Source organism: Anabaena sp. UHCC 0204 (genome assembly GCF_009711975.1).
Lineage (GTDB): Bacteria > Cyanobacteriota > Cyanobacteriia > Cyanobacteriales > Nostocaceae > Dolichospermum.
In genome coordinates, this window is sequence record NZ_VIKW01000001.1 from 216,853 (window position 1) to 235,681 (window position 18,829).

An 18,829-nucleotide genomic window follows, 5' to 3' on the forward strand; every position below is an offset into this window, starting at 1 on the left:
CAGGTACAGTGTAGGTAGTTCACTAATCTACTGATTACTTCACACTTTGCTTTTTAGAAGTGTAATAAACCTTACTACCAGTATCAGGAACAAAATGACAACCAATAGCAGAATTCCATAAAGACTTCCAAACTGGTTCTTTCGATTCGTGGAAATACTCACCCATAATTGGTTTAATGGCCTCAGTTGCTTTTAGCAAATTGTAATGAGGCATATTCAGGAAAATGTGGTGAGCAACATGAGTACCGATATCATGATGAATGTGGTTAAAAATCCCATAATCTCGGTCAACGCTAGAAACTGCACCTTTAAGGAAAGTCCATTCTTCCCCACGATACCAGGGAATTCCGGGTTCAGTGTGGTGCAGGAAAGTCACCAAATCCAACCAAATGATAAATACAATGTACGGTGCAGCGTAGTATTTTAACAACGACATCCAACCAAATTGATAGGTAAATAAACCTAACAAAGCCACCATACCAATCCAAAGTGTGGTGCTAGTGATAATGTCCCATTTTTCTGAAGGCTTAAACAGTGGGCTGCTGGGTGAAAAGTGAGAACCTTCTTTACCAGGAGAACGCTTAAACAAATATACTGGATAAGCCAATAAGAATAGATAAAAACGCCCTATTCTTTGCGCTAAAGGCATCTCATCATACTCAGATTCAGAGACAGGATACCAGCTTTCATCATTCTCCAAGCTGCCTGTATTTTTATGGTGGGTTCTGTGGCTAATTCTCCAACCATGATAAGGCACGAGAATGAAAGTATGGGTGATATGACCAACCAAATCATTCAACCATTTATGCTTAGAAAAAGATTGGTGTCCGCAGTCATGACCAACTACAAACAAAGCCCAAAACATTGTTCCTTGCATTACCCAGAAAACTGGCCAAAAATACCAAGAATCTAGATAATTAGCCACTGCATACAGCAGCCCAACAATGAGAACATCACGGAAGAAATAATACAGTGATTTAGTCACACTAGGCTGAAAACATTCAGCGGGAATAGCAGCTTTTAAATCCTGAAGAGTAAATGGTAATTTTTCTTGCCCTTCAGAAGATTTAGAATTAGGGTTTTGATTGAACTGGATGGTATCTAATTGCACTTGATTGGTTGGTTAATTGTAAATTAGAAATTAACTGTGAGGTAATATTTAGTCACCTCTAAAATTTAAACTGGGGGATATTGGCAATTTACCTTAACATTTTCAGATGTGGTTAATTGCCAAACTAAAAGAATTGGTTATGAAAGTAGCAATAATTACTACTTCATCCTTTATGATTTTTCTGCCCGATATGCGTCAAAAGTAGTATAACCAATATCAGTCTTGTAGAGTTGACATTCGTTAGTTATTTTCTTCATTAAATCCCAAGAGAATTTGTATTCATCATGGAGATAAGGACTCCAATTTTCTTTGATACTGCTATAAGCCAACCGCAAATTATAGGAAGGAATAGCAGTAGAAATATGATGAGGAACGTGAACGTTAATATCGTGGCAAAGAATTTCTACCCAACGAGGATAATCACAATGAATTGTTCCAAATAACTGTGCTAAGGCTTCATTCCATTTATCAGCAGTTTTAAAAGGAACATCTGGAAGGGTGTGGTGAACAATGGTGAATGTACTCATCCAGAAATGGTAAACCATCCAGGGAATAAACCAGAATTTAATAAATCCCCAAACACCAGTTGTAATAATCAAAGTTGGGAAAACAAGAGCCGCAAAAGCAACGACTACAGCCACAGAAAGTTTAACACTAGCTTGGTCTTTTTTCTGAAAATTGCGGGCATCAAAATGGACAACTGCCCAATGTCCAATTGAACCTACCCACCAGAGACGTTTACTCATGAAAAATTCAAAAGCGGATTGTCTATTTTTAGACCAGCTTGCAAAAACTTCTGTTCTAATGGGATGCCAAGCGTTATCTTCGTCTAGCTTGTTGGTATGTTTATGGTGATGATTATGCTTAATGCGCCAGCTATGAAAAGGGTAAATTAAGAACATCATGAAGAAATGTCCCACTAAATCATTTACCCAACGACGTTTCGCAAATGAACGATGAGCGCAATCATGGCCAATAACAAAAAAACCTGTTAAAGCAGTTCCAGTAAAAATCCACGCTATGGGTAGAAGAAACCAAGGGGAAATTGCTATAAAATAATAGCCTAATGCAGCCATAGATGAACTGAGAATTACAGTTGTCCATGCTTTGCGGCTATTTTTCTGAAAACATTCCTTGGGCAGACTTTTGATAATATGTTTTAGTTTTATTTGGTCTTTACCAAGGTCTGTGGAGACCGCTATTTCCTGACTTTTGATAATTGATGTAGTCATGAATACCTGAAAAACAACAGACTGCAACACAAGGTTACTGAGAAAAGTAACTTGCTGCAAAGTTTTGTAACATTAATTTCTGAGATTATAGCAACCTAAGAACAACTTAGGATAGATGTTGGCAATTAAAAATTTCCAATTAAAAATTTGTAATTGCTTTAGTTGAGAAGGTAAGCATTCAACATCCAAAAAAGAAGGTCTGTATAATCTTAGCGGATAGGTAAATGCTTTTGTTACACACAAAAAGTCAATAGTCTCAAGCCAAAAAATTGACTAGAAAACTATTGACTTTGGGCATGAAATCTGTATTATGCCTTTTTCTCTGCCAGCTTCACGTTTGTAGCTAGGCCTAGTAATTGTAATAACTGAATAGTCATCCAAGTCATATCAATTTCCCACCATTCCAAACCATGACGAGCAGAGTATTGAAAAGCATGGTGGTTATTGTGCCAACCTTCACCAAAAACTAGGATAGCAACCCACCAACAATTAGTTGATTTGTCACCAGCATCATAAGTGCGGTAGCCGAATTTATGAGTAGCACTGTTTACCAACCAGGTACAGTGATAAACCCAAATAATCCGCACAAAAATTCCCCAAACCACCATTGGCCAGCCACCTATGAAATAGAGAACTAAGCCCAAGGCAATTTGTAAGAAAATGAAATTTTTCTGTAAAAACTGATAAACTGGGTCATCAATAATGTCTTTAGTGAAGCGAGGAACTTGATCGTGAGCGGGAGCAAAATGAATCATCCAACCCATGTGACTCCACCAGAAACCTTGATTTGAATCATGGGGATCTGATTCAGTATCAGAATGTAAGTGGTGAATACGATGTGTACCCACCCATTCAATTGGACCACCTTCACAAGATAGTGTCCCAAAAATCACCAAGACATACTCTAACCATTTGGGTGTTTGAAAACTACGATGAGTGACAAGACGGTGATATCCCAAAGTAATACCTAAACCTCCAGTCACCCAGTAAAGCAATAAAGCAACACCAACTGCCCTCCAGCTAAAATTGCTAGGAATCAAGGCAAAGAGAGCGCCGACGTGCAATGCAACGAAGAATAGGGTATTAACCCAGTTAATGTGAGGTTTAGAAGTAGCAATTGTCATGCAGTAACCTGAATAGAAATTGTTCAGCCTAGTCTGCGCGATCCTAGAATCCGCATATCTATTTTATGTTTTTGAATGAGGAAAAGATGAACAGCTTTGAACAGCTGCGGGAAGCAGAACAGGCACTATTAGAAATTTTTTCTGGTATTGACGCTCAGGTCAAGCATAATCTTAAACGAGTATTAGATGCCTTTCGTCATCACCGAGTAGGCGCACACCATTTTGCAGGCGTAAGTGGCTACGGACACGATGATTTAGGACGAGAAACTTTAGATAAAGTTTTTGCCCAAGTGATGGGTGCTGAAGCTGCGGTGGTGCGAGTGCAGTTTGTTTCGGGAACTCATGCGATCGCTTGTGCGCTGTATGGTGTACTTCGTCCTGGGAATGAAATGTTAGCAGTAGTCGGTTCTCCCTACGATACGCTCGAAGAGGTGATTGGCTTGAGAGGACAAGGCCAAGGTTCTCTAATTGATTTTGGCATAAAATACCGCCAATTGGAACTAACTGAACAAGGAAAAATAGATTGGCAAAACTTAAGCACTAGCATTACCGAAAACACAAAGTTAGTATTGATTCAACGTTCCTGCGGATATTCATGGCGGCCAAGCCTATCCATAGCCGACATAGAAAAAATTGTTTATCTAGTTAAACAGCAAAATCCCCACACCGTTTGCTTCGTAGATAACTGCTACGGCGAATTCATAGAAACCCAAGAACCAACCCATATTGGTGCTGACTTAATAGCCGGGTCATTGATCAAAAATCCGGGAGGTACAGTCGTGAGTGCTGGTGGTTACATCGCCGGACGCGCCGACCTAGTAGAAGCTGCCGCCTGTCGCCTCACAGCCCCCGGTATTGGTAGCGAAGGGGGAGCAACCTTCGACCAAAACCGCCTGTTATTCCAAGGATTATTTTTAGCCCCGCAGATGGTAGGGGAAGCCATGAAAGGAACATACCTCACTGGATACGTATTTGACAAACTCGGATATCCAGTCAACCCAGCGCCCCTAGCACCCAGAGGAGATGTCATCCAAGCCATCAAACTCGGTTCAGCCAAAAAACTAATTGCCTTCTGTAAAGCCATTCAACAGTATTCACCCATCGGGTCTTATCTCGACCCCATACCCGACGATATGCCCGGCTACGAAAGCCAAGTAGTCATGGCTGGAGGGACATTTATCGAAGGTAGTACATTAGAGTTATCAGCGGATGGACCACTAAGAGAGCCTTATGTGGTTTATTGCCAAGGGGGGACTCATTGGACTCATGTATCTATTGCTTTACAAGCAGCTATTGAGGCGATGATCAATATAGAATAATCCTCACGCAAAGGCGCAAAGACGCAAAGGGAAAAAGATGAATGAGAATGAGATTGCAAGGGAGGTTGTTGATGCTGCGTATAAGATTCATACAAAGTTGGGACCAGGTTTGTTGGAATCTGTTTATCAGTCTGTTCTAGAATATGAGTTAGGAAAGCGAGGATTGCAGGTGAAAGCGGAGCAACCCATACCTGTAGTTTATGAAGATGTTCATCTAGAGGTAGGTTTTCGGGCTGATTTAATAGTTGAAAACAAAGTTATTATTGAACTTAAGTCTGTAGAGACCGTTCACCCAGTGCATAAAAAGCAACTACTAACTTACCTTCGTCTTGCTGATAAACGCCTTGGCTTACTCATCAACTTCGGATCATTCCTCATCAAAGATGGAATATCCCGCATTGCCAACAACTTATAAAATCAGGACAAAGACGCTTCTTACCTTTGCGTCTTTGCGCCTTTGCGTGAGACCCTATTCCGGTAACTTATACTGTCCCACTATCCGCTTCGCAAACTCCGGTACATGAGCTTCCAACTTCTCCCCATGATTCCGCTTCACATACAAGTAATTTCTCGCAAAGTGGGAATCTATGGAAAATCTCGCATATTCCAGTCCTTTGGGTCCGATTTTATCTATGACGACTCCCATTAATTTCGCCGCCCACATGGGTAAAGTAACTGCTTGATCGTAAGCTGGGATGCTTTGCTGTACGGCGGGTTTCCGGTTTCCTTGGGACATGACGGGCTGGGTGTGGAGTTGGTCTTTGACGAGTTCGAGCATTTCTTTGCCTGTATCATTTCTGACTACTATCCATTGCCATTGGTAGGGTGCGCCCATATACCCGACGACGATATCAGCTAGGGAGTTGACGTAATCAAAGCAACTCATACAGGATGGGGCAAAGATGTCTTTGAGGACGTTGGTTTTTAAACCGAAGAAGGGGACTGTTTCTTCTGATCCGTCTTCGTGTTTAAAATGTACTCGGAAATCTTGCATGAATTCGTAACTGACTACTGTTTCGGGTGATCTGCTGGTGGTTTCTAGGAATTTTTGCAGCCCAGCGCGGGTAACGTTATCTACGCATGGTGTTCCGAGTACGTAGAGTTTTTCTAGTCCGAGTTTTTTCTCGACGGCTCGTAATGCTTGGATTTGACACCCTACTCCGATCACTAATAACCGTTTCATTCCTGATTTTTCGATTTCTTCTAATACGGATAGGTTGGGGGATAAGGTAGGTTTATTTACTTTTGCCGCTAGTATTTCTTCGGGGGTACGGGCGATGATGGGCATGGGTTGAAAGCGGTCTTCTTTGGTGTTTTGGACACAAACTACGCCTTCAACTAAGCCACGATTGAGCATTTCTATGGCTATGCTGCTAACTATTCCTGTCCATTGTGCGCCTTCTATGGGTTGTTGTTTTCTGGCGGACATCATTTCTTGATGAACTCCAAAGTAGAGTTCGTTTTCGTCTTCGAGGTTACGGGGGCGTTTATGGGTGGTGGTTTCTAGTTCGTCTATTCTTTGGGTAATGAAGGCGCAGGCTTCTTTGACGTAGTGGATATAGTAGGTGTCGCATAGTCCGCATTCGCTACAAAGTTCTTTGGCGGGGCGCACGCTTCCGGGTTTGAGGGCTTTGGCTTTTTTGTGGGATTCTATGGATGTCATTTATTTTGTTTATTTTTACTAAATATGGCTTTTATTACCTTACCGTTAGGGGTTGTGATGTGGGTGGTTTGATTTGGATAAGAGGTTTTTTCACGCAGAGACGCAGAGGCGCAAAGAAGAGCGCGGAAGAAGTAATTTTTGACTTATCTGAACAGTGGTAATTAAGTTTAGTTATTTGATTTCTTTATCTAAACTTCATAAAACTTTTATCTAAACTTTATGAATTGATTCAGTAAATATACAGATATGTGAAGTTATAATATAATTAAGCTTAAATTTTTTCACATTTCAACTAAAACGGAGAATAAAAGTGATGATAATTGAACATTTACTCAAAAACATCTCTTTAGTTGCTACTGCCACAGCAACAATAGGTATTTTTGCAAACTCAGCCAGTGCTTTAACTTTAAATAGTTCTTCTGGTACTTGGAGTAATACAGTAGGAGGTTCAGGTATAGTTACTCAGACGGTAGCTGGTGAAAATCAAGTTCGTTGGGGGACTCCACTAACAAATGATGGTAAATCTGGTTTAGGATTTACTGGGGTTGGTACTACAACTTTTAATCCTGGCGACACTTTTTTACTAGGTACACTTCGCCATTTCAATAATGCCCTTTTCGCGGGAACTGCTGCAAGTCAAACAAAACTGAATGTTAACTTAAATTTTAGCTCCCCTCTTACTACTGAAGCATTTGGTTTTGATTTAGGTATTGATGAAACACTCAACGTAGGACTTGCAAGTAATTGTCCTTATACCAGCACGACTCCTTGTTCTGATAAAATTTCTTTCCCTAATGCTTTCCCAGGAAACACTTTCAATCTTGATGGTACAGATTATACACTCGAATTACTAGGTTTTAGTAATACTCTTGGTGGTAATTTAGTCCAGGACTTCATTTCTCAAGAAGGTGGTACAAATAGTACTTATCTGTATGGAAAACTTACATCTGTAACACCTATATCAGTTCCTGAGCCTAGTAGTGCTGTGGCAGTTTTGGCTTTGGGTGCTTTGGGTGCTGGACAAGCCATCAAACGTAAAAAAGTAATCGCTTAATAGTCTGGTGTTGATAACAGCTAATTAAGAGAATGTTTTCAAAGTCACGGAAAGTATAATTTTGTTGTTATCTTGGTCTAATAACGTTTTTGGATGATATATTGCGTGGGAAAATAGGAAGTAAACAAAGCTCAAAGTAGATTTGAGTAGGTTTTATATAACGGTATGCAAACCATGAAATAAATTATCAAATCTTTATTAATAACCCTTCGGTTAATTTATCGAGGGGTTTTTTGCTGTTAAAATACATTTTCCATTATCCCACAAAACCGACTGAGAATTAATTCTCAGTCTCATAGCAAAAGTCTGTTTTAACAGACTGAATAAATATCAATCTTCATTCAGATTTAGCTAAATTTTGCTATTAGCCAAGAAATGAATTTGTTGGTGGTGGTAATATCATGATGATTGTGGAAGATGTTAGATGAAAAAAGAGCGATCGCTATTTCAATAAATATGCTATTTTTAGCATAAATAGGATATAAGTTAAGACAATTGCAAACAGAACCAATAAAACCACTGCAATGGGTAGAAAGTTCCCTAGAAGACCTCAAAAAGTTTCCTGAAGAGGTACAAGGGGAAATAGGATATGCGTTCAAGCTGTAGTTAATAAAAAAGTAAAAAATGAAATTTTACTTATGATTCAATCTCAAATTCAGCAGCATGAAGCAACGATAAATCTACTTGTACAAAATCTGATGGTTTTAGAACAACTAAAGAAAATGTTATGTACAATACAAAATCAAAATTCAATACCCAATACTCAACCAACAATAGATTTTAATTCAAATACAGAGTTAATAAGTAGGTGAACAGAAAAATTTAAAGGTATATAACGGTATGTAAAGTTGTCTCAATGCGATATTATGATTGAGTTTCAGCCATTTTACAAAGAAAAGTTCTAGACTGAATAAAATAATCTTACCAGAGTTACCCTGTAATTATTCAGCATATACTTTCCATGCACATCAACCGTCGTCAATTTCTCACCACATTGGGATTAACCACCATAGCTACCCAAATCCCTCCAGGTATAGCCCAAAATCCCCTTACTAACCTTAAACCACCACGATTAAAAATAGGCGATACTGTCGGCTTAGTTTCCCCAGCAAGTATCATTGAAACCCAAGATATAGAAGATGCAAAACAAGTCTTAAAAAAATTAGGTTTACAAATCAAAATTGGTACACATATTTTAGATCGTTATGGTTATTTAGCTGGAAAAGATACAGACCGCGCTCACGATATTAATACCATGTTTGCTGACCAATCTGTAAAAGCAATTATCGCCATGCGTGGCGGTTGGGGTTGTAATCGAATTTTACCATTACTTAATTATCCGTTGATTAGTAGGAATCCAAAGATTATTATGGGTTACAGTGATATCACTTCTTTGTTATTAGCTATTAATGCTCGCAGTCAATTAATTACTTTTCATGGTGCAGTTGCTACATCAACTTGGAATCAATTTACAGTTGATTACCTTAAACGTATCCTTTTTTATGGGGAATTAGTCACCATGGAAAATTCCGCCATACCCACGGGAAAAATAGCAGTAATTACCCCTGGAATAGCGAGAGGAAAATTAATAGGTGGTAATCTATCAGTTGTGTCAGCAATGCTAGGTTCATCTTATCTACCATCATGGCGCAAAAATATTTTATTTGTAGAAGATATTGGTGAAGATATTTATCGCATTGACAGAATGCTAACCCAGCTAAAAAATGCTGGTATTCTCAATCAAATTTCGGGTTTTATCTTTGGACAATGTACTAATTGCAAAGTTGATGATCAACCTGCATTTACATTAATGCAAGTATTAAAACAGCATATCACACCATTAGGAATTCCCGCTTGGTACGGTTCTATGATTGGTCATATTTCAGACAAATTTACAATCCCTGTCGGTGTAGTAGTAGAAATAGATGCTGATTATGGCCGAATCACGATGTTAGAAGCTGCTGTCATTTAACCGCTTCTTTGTCCCTAAAATCATGGCTAAAATTCTACTCTAATATTGATAGCTTCACTACCAACCCTAACGTCTTTATACTAAACGACTGCGCTATTTACTATTCAGCACTGTTTTGTTAGCTACTAACTGCTTGGAGTCATTTTTAACTAGTGTCAGTTAAGAAAGTGTCACTCTCTACACTAGCCATTTGGTGTTAAAAGAGATATCGTTAGTGAATGCAAGGAGTGATACCACTTCATCTTATATTTGTTACAAGTTCCCTCGCGCTGCTAATACTTTCTGTTATTTGAGTTGCGGGTTTCAGATGTCACAAAGATAGTGAGTTGGTAGAAAGTTATACGGGGAAACGCTTGAGTTAGAAAAAACTCAGGCGTTTTTCATGTGTAAAATAGTTATGTAAGTATAAGCGGTATGAATATAGTCGTAATTAATGATACTACTTCCCCTATCAACTGCCACCTGTCATCAATCACCTTTCCCCTGCTATATTCTAGAAATAGAGGTTTTGTTGCTCAAGTAGGTTAACAAGATATGGATACTGAGGAACTAAAACGGCGTTATGTTGCAGGAGAAAGATATTTTGTTTCTGCTAAATTAGTCAAAGCTAAACTAATTAATGCTTATTTACCTGGAATTAATTTGTGGGGAGCAGATTTAAGTGGAGCTAATTTGGCTAAATCTAAACTCTGGGGAGCAGATTTGAGTAGCGCAAATTTAGCTAAAGCGAATTTGACTAAAGCGAATTTATCTGGTGTTAATCTCACTGAAGCAAATCTTCGAGGCGCTAGGCTGCACTATACTAAGTTGTATGGAGCGAATTTACATGGTGCATATTATGACGAAAGCACCAAATTTCCTAGAAATTTTAATCCTCTTAGCCACAAGATGCAAAAGCTGTAATTAGGAGTCAGGAGTTGTAAGGGCGAAGCCCTGACGGGATTGGAAGCATTAGTATTCGGTGTAAGGGTAAGGGCGAAGCATTCGGACGATAAATTATCGGTTTTTTTCCATGTTTATTTTCCGAATGCTGATGCTTCCAGCACGCTTCGCGAACGCCCCTACAGGAGTCAGGAGAAGAAAGAAGAAGAAAGAAGAAGAAGGAACAAGAAGAGGGAAGAAGAGGAGTTTAATAACTAAGCTTCTTCTGGTGCTGTTATGGGGAATGTTTCTCCAGCTAAATAGGCGGAAAAATGCTTTTGAAAATAAAGCCAAGATGTCATGTCTTCTCCTTCCATATATGTTTTGGGTGCTTCTTTATATAAGGGAAGGCGGGTGTTGATTTCTTGTTGTAAAATTGGGTGTAATTCTGTTAAATTGCTGACTTTATTACCTATAGCACTGTAGATTAAATAACCAGGAAGTTTACCCATTTTCATCCAGGGCAACCATTGACCAATTCTATCCCAAGATAGACTTAATTGTGTGACTGAATTTAAGTCTGAGTTAACTAAATCAGCAGTGGGAACAGAGATTTTAAATAATTCTGCTGCTTGGTAGATTTCCCCTGGACAATAATCAGTAAATTCGGGATTTTCTGCTAAAGGGTTGGGATAATTAGGAAAGATATCAAATACAAAATTGGTTTTTTCTCCTTCTATCTGCACAGGTATTTTGCCTTTAAATTGACCTTGAACAGGACTATTGGCAACGTGCATGACTGGAACTATTTCATTTGTCCAAGGGTTTTCCCATTTATGTAAAATATCCTTTGTTTCTGGGTTGAGGTAATAAGTGAGTTCTCTAGAAGTAAAATCCCAGCTACCTTCACCAGTAGGAAAACAACGACTAACACTCATGCCGACAATTTTAAATAATAGTTGTCGTTTTTCTCCAGGAATAAAACTATAAATATTCCCAGTCCAAGTCAGGAAGTTAGACTCTTGAGAATCTAGGGAAGCACGAGTTTTAATCCATTGTTGAACATCTACTAATTGGGTTTGGCTTACCATACTAGGGGACTCCTATAGCTAAAAAATAATTGACAATTGAGAATTGATAATTGAAGGTTTAAAACCTCTTTATTAAAGAAAAAAAGGCTGAAAAATTCCTCTTTCTCAATTCTCACACTTGAGGACGAGGTAATTGTCAATTCTCGATCTGCTTTTTCCTGATCTTTGAGTTGTTAGGCGTAATACTGCAACATAAATTTATCAGTAACACGCCAAAGTCGTTCATCTAATTTTGATAATGCCCATTCGGCAATTTCTTGGGGTACACCACCATAAAAGGCTTCAGCGATACTGCCTGTAATACAAGCTATGGTGTCGCTATCACCACCAATGGAAATAGCATTACGAATTGCATCTTCAAAATCTGTAGATTCTAAAAAGGCGATAATGGCTTCGGGAACTGAATCTGGAGAGGAGTCGCTAAAGTTGTAGGTTGGTCTAACTTCATCTAAGGTAGGCTTTAAGTTATAGCCAAAGGAATTTTGAATGTAGGATTTGATTGTGGGTTTATCATAGCCAGTACGCGCCAAAAAGATGGCAGTAGCGGTAGCTTGTGCGCCTTTTATTCCTTCTGGATGGTTGTGAGTAACTTCTGCACTGCTTTGAGCTTCTTGTAAGACGGTGTTTAAGTCATCAAAGGCAGATGCTATGGGACTAACTCGCATTGATGAACCGTTACCCCAACTGTTGTAGGGTTCGGTGCTATTTGATTTTGCCCATTCTCGAAATCTATCACCATAACCAACTTCTGGATATTCGGAGTAGTATAATTTGAAGTTTTCGATATATTGAATTTGGTCAATATATTTGGTATTGTCGGGGAATGTGTCAGCGTTGAGAATGACTTCTGCCACGGCTACTGTTAGCACTGTGTCGTCTGTGAAAGTACATTCGTCACTAAACAGAGGAAAATCCTTAGTTTTGATATTGTGGAACTTATAGATAGAGCCAATGATATCACCAGCGATCGCACCCAGCATAATTATTTAAATTAAATTTGTTTTTCCAAGCTTATTACTGTGTTCTAGTGTGGCACAACTGTAAGCGATCGCTGACTTTATATTGCAATTGACACTAAATAGGGTTTACTGCAAAAGTTGTCGGTGACGACAGGGAACAGGGAACAGGGAACAGGGAATAGGGAATAGGGAAAACTTCTTAACAACTGACAACTGACAACTGACAACTGACAACTGACAACTGACTCCTTTAAAAGTCTTTGTGTGTCTAAGTTTTACCACTTTTCTTATACGCAATGGCAAAACGTTCAATCCCGGCTAAATCAGCATGAATAGAAATATGACAATAATTACCGTTATTTTCCAATAATTCTTTGACTATATCGGCTTGTCCCGCCATCATTTCAATTAACCACACCCCACCAGGACGCAAATAAGCAGGGGAAACTGCAATTAAATAACGAATATCATCTAACCCATCTGCACCACCATCTAAGGCTAAATGGGGTTCATGTTTAACAACTTCTGGTTGTAACGTCAAAACAGTATCGCTAGGTATATAGGGCGGATTTGATACCATGCCACTAAACTGACCTTTCAGTGATTCTAAGGGTTGCCACCAAGAACCCTGATAAAATTTAATCCGTTCCTCAAAACCCAAATTTTCAGCATTGGTTTGAGCAACTGCTAATGCGGCTGGACTAATATCTACTGCATGAATTGTGGTATTTGTCAATACTTCTGCTAATCCCAGAGCGATCGCTCCACTACCTGTTCCCAAATCTGCCCAATGTCCTGCTTTCATCTCACTGTTAGCAGCCGCAACAGCCAAATCAATCAAAATCTCTGTTTCTGGTCTGGGAATTAAAACTGCATTGGAAACTGTAAGTTGAAACTTCCGCCAAGATGTCATTCCCGCAATATACTGAACCGGTAAACGGTCATGTAATCGCCTTTGCCACAATTGCTCTAATTCTATAAGAGACAATTGTATGGGGATGTAATTTTCTATTTTATAAGATTCTAAACGCAGTGCTAAACGGTCTAAATTAGTTATTATTTGTAATAGCCAATCTACCTCAATAGGAGATATATCCGCAGCGATCGCAGCTTGAATTGCCGCATTTCGCCACTGCCAAATTTCTAAACCAGAAACTATATGATTTGGCTTTAACATCATAGAAGAAGGAGTCAAAAAGAAGGAGTCAAAAAGAAGGAGTCGTAGGGGCGAAGCATTCGGGCGATAAATTATCGGTTTTTTCCCAAGTTTATTTTCCGAATGCTTCGCCCTTACACTGAATGCTTCGCCCTTACACTTACACCGAATGCTAGTCAAGATTAACTATTTTTTTGGTGAATTTGGAACTAGAGAACGAATAAAGTCTATTGACTCCCGTGATGGAAACAAGAAGATTTTACTAGTGCTGGGATCATTGCTGCTATTGAGTGTGTCAATCACTCCATACAAATCTACTACCTGAATTTCTGTATTTGCAGCTTCTTGTGGTTTTGCTTTTTTGAAGGCTTCTAAAAGAGCAACTGCTTGTTCTTTTTCAAAATAGAAAGGAATAAAACGCTCATTTCCTTGGGGAATTGTCAAATAGCTATTCCCTTGTTTAAATTTCGGCACAAATAAAGGAATACCATTAAATTGCTGACCTGGTTTACCACCAGAAGTCAAAATAGTTCTAGCCGAATCAACCTGTTGTTTTGCAGGGACTAAGGTAAAAACTACCCCAGAATCTTTTTTCTTGTTATTTTCTACTACTAATTTATAGTAATCTGCCAAAGAAACAGGTCTAACTTGGATAGTGCTTGCTAATTGGGGATTTTCTTTTTTCAGCCGCCCATCTAGGAAACCTTGAGCATCTTTTTTACTAATAAAAAAGCCTATTTGGGAAATAGTCTTAGATTCATTTTTTCTGGAGATAACTACAAATTCTCCTTTAGGATTTGTCAGGGTAAAAACAGGTACTTCCTGTAAAGTTTTTACCACTTGCTCCTGTGGTAAAGCTATTGCTTGCAGATTATTCATACCCGAAATTCCTGCAAACATTACACTTCCTGCAAGACCTAATGTTACGCCCCAACGTACTAATAATTTCATAATTACTCCTCGTGTCGCTAATTTAATTAATGCCCGTAACTAGACAAATTGTGAGATTTATGGACTAATAGCTGGTTTTAGTTATATAGCAATCCATTGAATTTTTGAAAAACGGATGGTAGCTATTTAGGATCAACTATCAATTGTCAAAATGCAGTTTTTTCAATTCTTTTGGTAGTGATGATATTATCGCCTCTAAAAACTGAATATACCCATTAAAGTTATTTTATTTTTATTTTTGCTTTGATCGTCATTTTCATTACCCCACCTAAAAGCCTGAAAATCCCATTATATGGCCGTCCCTAGTACGGTGAGGACATCAAAGATGATGAAACTCTATCCACAAGAGGGTTTTACTCCAGCAATTCTGACTCTTGCTATATGTCTTCTCCCTGGAGAAGACATATCCTGATATTTTGAAATTGAATTCTATCTTAATGACGCTCTAATTAAATTTAACGTTCCAATAACTTTGCATCTCCAATAGCTACGTCATTTTTAGAAAGAAACAGGTTGACTTGGCAACAGATAACTATATGGTTCTTCTAGGGATTGAACGGTACTAGATTTAATGGCATCTAAATAACGTAGTAATAACTGGACTTGTTGAGAATTGGGACGATAGGAGAGATTACCTTGTTTTTCAAATAGGGGTGAAGAAACTGTACCTGCTGTGAGTGGCGCGATCGCTTTGTAGTCAGGATTTTCTTGGGAATTATGGGTAAGCCAAAGGTAATCTGAAGCCGCAGGAATTAAACCTGGTGGTAGTTCACCTTCCAAGAAAGCTAATAATCGCTGTTGGCAGATGCGGGTATTAATACCACGACTTTCAAATAATTGCAAGACTTCACCAAAGGATAGAGAACGGTTAGGTAATAATTTCAACAGTTCCCAAAAGAGGAAATAATCTGTGTATTGTTGTTTAGGTATGTCTAAAACTTGGGAATGCAAAGGTAACATAGTTAAACCTAATGCTACTCGACTACAATTGGGAGCGCCATTTTCACCAAGATATAAATCTTGAATAATCTTGGCGTTCGGCAGTTTTTGGCGTAACCAACGGTTAATAGTGCCGACTGAAGCCACACCACCGCTAAGGACTGCTTGATTAATCGCTTCGGTGGGAATACCACGGGCTACTAATAATTTATTGAGTTCTCGATTTAGACGACGGACAAAGGGGACAAAAACTTGACTTTCTAAATCTCGGCGTTGTAGTACCCAACGTTGATCAGCGAATTCTAGAGTAAAGGTTTCTTGATGCTGGAGAATCAACTTCAAAGCTAAAGCAGCATCTAATAAAGCTTGTCCTAGAAGAGAACTTTCTAGACGTTGTTGGAGACGAATACGGGCTTGTGTATCTGGTTCTCCCACTTTAGGTAGTGTCAAAGCTTCCAATCCTAAACTAGAAAATTGCATTTGGTCTAAACCAGGAATTGAAGGTTGCCAATGCCAAGGATTAGTATTAGCAGATTCATTAGGTTGACCAGGTTCACGGGGTTGGCGGGATTTTGGCGGTAGTAATAACTGACAGATAATATCCTGTTCAATGCCTTTACCAGAGTAGGCAAAATTGTGCAGCATGAAGTCTTTATGTGTCAATTCTCCCAAATTTGCGGGAATATCTACTAAAGTCATTTCTGTAGCGATCGCCCCAATATTGATGGCTAAGGTGTTACCGACAAGGGGATAATCGCTAGTTTTTAAAGGTTGTAAACCCTGATTTTGACTAATTTGAATAGATTGGCCATTAGCACTGTCTAATTCTGGCAGCAAACTAGCGATCGCTTCTTCAACAAAAAAGATTTGCTGGGGATGAGAGACAAGTTGACTGCTAAGAATCGCTTCCCGGACATTAAAACGATATTGTTCTGTCCAACTAGAGGGACAACTACAAATCACACCCGCGATGTTATTAATCACCCTAGAAAAAGTTGGGATATTCATCCCCACTGCATTAGCAATTAAAGCCGGTGTGGTGCTAGTTTGACTGGATCTGAGTGTTAATAGGAGTTTAGAGAGCGATCGCACTACCCAAATCAAGGGACCTGATGAAAATTCATTTAATTGCAACATTGGTTCCCATTTTTGTCTTTCTTGTTGATAGGGAACTGCTATTTGTAAATAAGGCTTTAATTGTGCTGAGTAAAGATGATGAGGCACGGATGATTGAGAAAACTCTGATCCTCCACTTTTTACCTGATGAGCGGCTGAATTAGTCGGTAAATAAACCTCGGCTGGTAAACGGAAAGATTGCTGAAAAGACGCATTACTAGTTTGATTTTCTGATGACCAATAAATGGGATAAACTACCAATTGAGATTGATTCAATAAAGCCGCAGAAATTCCCGTTGTTCCTAAATCAATTCCTAAATACCAAGTCCCATTTAAAGTATCTCTAGGAATAAGATCATTATTTTCCTCCTTGGGAACTGAGATTTGAGGAACAGTAATTGGAGGTTGTTCAATGGTGATTGGCGATGGTTGAATTGTGCTTACTGACGGGGAAACATTTTCTTCTATTTTTGCTTGTGGTTGAGGAGTATCTACTTTTTCATTAGTAAGTATAGTAACCGCATCAGCCTGACTTGTCGGTTCTGTCAATGTAGTTAATGGTTGATCAAAATTAGCTAAATCTTGATCTAATTGTTGCCGTTGTTTGTCATCTAATATAATCTCTGGAATACCAGAAATATCATCATCTGTCAAAGCTAGTAAATTTTCCTCTGAAGCAGCAATAACGTACTGTTCTGGTGTTGATGTCCTAACTTCTGAATTCACCTTTTCTGATAATACTTCCAATGCCGGTTGTTCATGGTTAGTATCAACCAATAAATCAGTCAGCACTGTAATTGTATTCTCACTACTTGGCTCTTCCAGCGATTTCTCTCCTATGACAACTTCTGTGACTGGGATTGTCTCTTCTGGTAAAGATGTAGTTTCAAGTTCTGGTGATTCACCCCAAAGACTTGGTAATAGCAGCGCATCTTCTGGCGGTTCTGCTGAAGTTGTAGAGGGAGCGATTTCCGGCAGATCAGAAGTAGTCAAATGGCTATTTTCTGGTGTTGATAACTCCTGATTAACAACTTTCTCTGCTTCTGGGAGTATGCTGTTACTAGAAAAAGATAAATTTAATTGGCTAACACTTTCCGCATTAAAGAAAGTCGCATAAAGTTCATCTACTTCATCTGTACTTTCTAACTGTAATTCACTGGCTAATTGTGGTTGATTTTGTGATAAATCTGTCTCCAAACTAATTGATTCTATTTCCGCAGGAGGAATTTCTGTTTGCACATCTTCTAAATGTGTTACTGCTTCCACCGGAGGAGACTGAGTTAATAATGGTGAGGCTGTTATTATCTCAGTATTTACATTCACAAGATCATGCTCATTAATTAGAGATTGCTGTTGTAAATATTGAGTCAAATTATTTAAAAAATTCGCCATCAACTGTTCACCTTGCATTCCCTGACTGTGCATTTTTGCTAGTGCTTGGGATAAGGACTGATAATAGGTGTTAATATTCCGTTCTAGGGCTTCAAAAACAATATTTACAGTTCCATCTAAAGAAAGCAAGCGTTGATCTAAATTCCGAGCTAAATTTGCTAACTGTTCTACCCGTTCGGCTGATTCTAAAATAGGTTGAATTGCCGAAGTAACTGCTTCTAAATTTTGCTGAGTAGGGTTAAATATGGGACTATTATTTGATTTTAAATGTGGCACTAACCGACCCATCAAGACTTCTAAAAATTCAGAAATCATCTGTTCTTGGTTTGCTAACTGCTGGTTTAAGGAATAGTTTTGCAGTCGCTTTTGTTCTAGTTGTCTAATTTCTTGAATCAGATTTGCTCTTTCTGCCAATAGCTTGGACAACTCTGCTTGCAAAGGCTGAAGCAAAATGTTAAATTCTTGTTTTAGTTGTGAAGCTTCTAGATTAGTTGGTTCTGGTGGAGATGGAGAAGACTGCAAAACTGGTTGGAGATCACCCTGTTGGGTGAATTGTGTCAACAGAGAGGAGAATGGTTGTGAGGGTGATGGATTAGTTGTTTCTACGGGCATTTCCGCTTCTGGAACTTTATCCTCGCCCAATTGAACCAAAAAGTCACGCACTCGTTGTAAAACCTCTTTTTCCTGTGGTGCTTGGTTAGACAGGAATTTAGAAAGACCTTTACCACTGTAGGATAGTAAGTGATCAATGTCTGCAATTAGTTGGTTAATTTCATCTGGATGGAAAGTCACGTTAAATTACCTTAGTAAGAAATGTACGTTGATTTGTCAAGGCTTGACAATTACAGCAACTTTGAGAGTTATTTGGAATTAAGGTATGGAAAACTTG

Annotated in this window: 14 protein-coding genes; 5 read left to right on the forward strand and 9 right to left on the reverse strand. The window is 38.8% G+C overall.

Going from position 1 to position 18,829, the window contains the following annotated elements; all coding sequences use genetic code 11:
• Positions 1–34: 34 nt before the first annotated feature.
• The 3 genes from FJR04_RS01005 to FJR04_RS01015 all read right to left on the reverse strand — a co-directional run bounded on the left by FJR04_RS01005 (position 35) and on the right by FJR04_RS01015 (position 3,467).
• The gene (locus FJR04_RS01005) at positions 35–1,111 is read right to left on the reverse strand and encodes a fatty acid desaturase (RefSeq protein ID WP_168490954.1); all 1,077 of its coding nucleotides are present in this window, start codon (positions 1,109–1,111) and stop codon (positions 35–37) included.
• A 170-nt stretch (positions 1,112–1,281) separates the two neighbouring features.
• Positions 1,282–2,343, reverse strand: coding sequence for a fatty acid desaturase (locus FJR04_RS01010; protein WP_168490956.1), 1,062 nt, complete (start codon positions 2,341–2,343; stop codon positions 1,282–1,284).
• Positions 2,344–2,651: 308 nt separating this feature from the next.
• Entirely contained in the window at positions 2,652–3,467 is an 816-nt protein-coding gene (locus tag FJR04_RS01015) for an acyl-CoA desaturase (protein ID WP_168490958.1), read from the reverse strand.
• Between the two features lie 86 nt (positions 3,468–3,553).
• On the opposite strand from FJR04_RS01015, the gene FJR04_RS01020 reads away from it, so the two are divergent.
• Entirely contained in the window at positions 3,554–4,786 is a 1,233-nt protein-coding gene (locus FJR04_RS01020; protein WP_168490960.1) for a methionine gamma-lyase family protein, read from the forward strand.
• 37 nt (positions 4,787–4,823) lie between these two features.
• Positions 4,824–5,201: a GxxExxY protein gene (locus FJR04_RS01025; RefSeq protein ID WP_168490962.1), complete on the forward strand. Its 378-nt coding sequence runs from the start codon at positions 4,824–4,826 to the stop codon at positions 5,199–5,201.
• Positions 5,202–5,255: 54 nt separating this feature from the next.
• On the opposite strand, the gene FJR04_RS01030 is transcribed toward FJR04_RS01025, so the two are convergent.
• Positions 5,256–6,449, reverse strand: a complete 1,194-nt coding sequence (locus FJR04_RS01030) for a Coenzyme F420 hydrogenase/dehydrogenase, beta subunit C-terminal domain (protein ID WP_168490964.1) — start codon at positions 6,447–6,449, stop codon at positions 5,256–5,258.
• Positions 6,450–6,762: 313 nt separating this feature from the next.
• Between FJR04_RS01030 and FJR04_RS01035 the strand changes: the two genes are divergently transcribed.
• The 3 genes from FJR04_RS01035 to FJR04_RS01050 all read left to right on the forward strand — a co-directional run bounded on the left by FJR04_RS01035 (position 6,763) and on the right by FJR04_RS01050 (position 10,378).
• Positions 6,763–7,503, forward strand: a complete 741-nt coding sequence (locus FJR04_RS01035; protein ID WP_168490966.1) for a THxN family PEP-CTERM protein — start codon at positions 6,763–6,765, stop codon at positions 7,501–7,503.
• A 961-nt stretch (positions 7,504–8,464) separates the two neighbouring features.
• Entirely contained in the window at positions 8,465–9,475 is a 1,011-nt protein-coding gene (locus FJR04_RS01045; protein WP_168490968.1) for an LD-carboxypeptidase, read from the forward strand.
• A gap of 534 nt (positions 9,476–10,009) precedes the next feature.
• Positions 10,010–10,378, forward strand: coding sequence for a pentapeptide repeat-containing protein (locus FJR04_RS01050; protein ID WP_168490969.1), 369 nt, complete (start codon positions 10,010–10,012; stop codon positions 10,376–10,378).
• Positions 10,379–10,611: 233 nt separating this feature from the next.
• Here the strand turns inward: FJR04_RS01050 and FJR04_RS01055 are convergent, their stop codons facing one another.
• The 5 genes from FJR04_RS01055 to FJR04_RS01075 form a co-directional block, all read right to left on the reverse strand.
• Positions 10,612–11,427 carry a DUF1838 domain-containing protein gene (locus FJR04_RS01055; RefSeq protein ID WP_168490970.1) on the reverse strand — a complete coding sequence of 272 codons (816 nt, stop codon included), beginning with the start codon at positions 11,425–11,427 and terminating at the stop codon, positions 10,612–10,614.
• 173 nt (positions 11,428–11,600) lie between these two features.
• Positions 11,601–12,407: an ADP-ribosylglycohydrolase family protein gene (locus FJR04_RS01060; protein WP_168490972.1), complete on the reverse strand. Its 807-nt coding sequence runs from the start codon at positions 12,405–12,407 to the stop codon at positions 11,601–11,603.
• Between the two features lie 247 nt (positions 12,408–12,654).
• A complete protein-coding gene (prmC, locus tag FJR04_RS01065; protein WP_168491170.1) occupies positions 12,655–13,566 on the reverse strand; it encodes a peptide chain release factor N(5)-glutamine methyltransferase in 912 nt (303 codons plus the stop codon).
• A gap of 162 nt (positions 13,567–13,728) precedes the next feature.
• A complete protein-coding gene (locus tag FJR04_RS01070; protein WP_168490974.1) occupies positions 13,729–14,493 on the reverse strand; it encodes a Tic22 family protein in 765 nt (254 codons plus the stop codon).
• Positions 14,494–14,991: 498 nt separating this feature from the next.
• The gene (locus FJR04_RS01075) at positions 14,992–18,732 is read right to left on the reverse strand and encodes a hypothetical protein (RefSeq protein ID WP_168490976.1); all 3,741 of its coding nucleotides are present in this window, start codon (positions 18,730–18,732) and stop codon (positions 14,992–14,994) included.
• Positions 18,733–18,829: the final 97 nt, after the last annotated feature.

Excerpts from the sequence above, each read along its gene's own strand:
- FJR04_RS01010 (WP_168490956.1), bottom strand. The coding sequence starts at position 2,343 with ATGACTACATCAATTATCAAAAGTCAGGAAATAGCGGTCTCCACAGAC.
- FJR04_RS01030 (WP_168490964.1), bottom strand. The coding sequence starts at position 6,449 with ATGACATCCATAGAATCCCACAAAAAAGCCAAAGCCCTCAAACCCGGA.
- prmC (WP_168491170.1), bottom strand. The coding sequence starts at position 13,566 with ATGATGTTAAAGCCAAATCATATAGTTTCTGGTTTAGAAATTTGGCAG.
- FJR04_RS01050 (WP_168490969.1), top strand. The coding sequence starts at position 10,010 with ATGGATACTGAGGAACTAAAACGGCGTTATGTTGCAGGAGAAAGATAT.
- FJR04_RS01015 (WP_168490958.1), bottom strand. The coding sequence starts at position 3,467 with ATGACAATTGCTACTTCTAAACCTCACATTAACTGGGTTAATACCCTA.
- FJR04_RS01070 (WP_168490974.1), bottom strand. The coding sequence starts at position 14,493 with ATGAAATTATTAGTACGTTGGGGCGTAACATTAGGTCTTGCAGGAAGT.
- FJR04_RS01020 (WP_168490960.1), top strand. The coding sequence starts at position 3,554 with ATGAACAGCTTTGAACAGCTGCGGGAAGCAGAACAGGCACTATTAGAA.
- FJR04_RS01025 (WP_168490962.1), top strand. The coding sequence starts at position 4,824 with ATGAATGAGAATGAGATTGCAAGGGAGGTTGTTGATGCTGCGTATAAG.
- FJR04_RS01045 (WP_168490968.1), top strand. The coding sequence starts at position 8,465 with ATGCACATCAACCGTCGTCAATTTCTCACCACATTGGGATTAACCACC.
- FJR04_RS01055 (WP_168490970.1), bottom strand. The coding sequence starts at position 11,427 with ATGGTAAGCCAAACCCAATTAGTAGATGTTCAACAATGGATTAAAACT.
- FJR04_RS01035 (WP_168490966.1), top strand. The coding sequence starts at position 6,763 with ATGATAATTGAACATTTACTCAAAAACATCTCTTTAGTTGCTACTGCC.
- FJR04_RS01060 (WP_168490972.1), bottom strand. The coding sequence starts at position 12,407 with ATGCTGGGTGCGATCGCTGGTGATATCATTGGCTCTATCTATAAGTTC.